This is a genomic window from Mesorhizobium sp. M4B.F.Ca.ET.089.01.1.1 (assembly GCF_004022605.1).
Lineage (GTDB): Bacteria > Pseudomonadota > Alphaproteobacteria > Rhizobiales > Rhizobiaceae > Mesorhizobium > Mesorhizobium abyssinicae.
Window position 1 is genome coordinate 1 of the sequence record NZ_RZOS01001189.1, and the last position, 611, is coordinate 611.

The 611-nt window shown below is 56.0% G+C and carries 1 protein-coding gene; it reads right to left on the reverse strand.

Features of this window, described 5'->3' with window-relative positions:
- Positions 1–399: 399 nt before the first annotated feature.
- Positions 400–611, reverse strand: a 212-nt coding sequence (locus tag EN780_RS41160; protein WP_245500258.1) for a hypothetical protein, incomplete at its 5' end; no start/stop codon positions are given.

Below are 611 nucleotides of genomic sequence, written 5' to 3' on the forward strand. Positions count from 1 at the left end.
GTGGAAGGGAGACGGCCACGTATTCGAGAGTTGGGGAGAGTTGACGCTAACGAGCGGCCACTATCGCTGTCCCAGGTGCGGTGAATTTGAGCTTCGCTTCGGTACAAATGTCGGTGGACACCGCGAGATAATGTGGGATTAGCGCCGTCGCGCCGACACGACGAAGGTGCGCACTCTGCGGATCGAACAGCAACTCGACGACAGGAAACAATACGCATGTCCGGAAAAACGTGCACCCGTTGTGGCGAAGCAAAGCCGGCTACGCGAGAGTTCTTCGGGTCAACGCCATCCGGCGGGTTGCGCAGTTACTGCCGGAACTGCATGAACAAAGTATCTGCAACATATGAAGAGAAGAACAAAGATGCGCGGCGCGAACGCGACAAAAAGCGGGCAGAGTCGCTAGGCGGCATTCGCCGGGGCTCGGACCCGAGGGCCAAGCAAGATTTGTTCAAGAAACAGAATGGACTCTGCCTGTGCTGCTTCAGGCCGATAGACAAAGCCGAAAACGGAGAGATTGACCATGTCGACCCACTTTCGAGAAATGGCCTTGACGTGGCAGCAAACCTCCTCCTGGCGCACGCCCAATGCAATAGGGAAAAACACAATAAGAC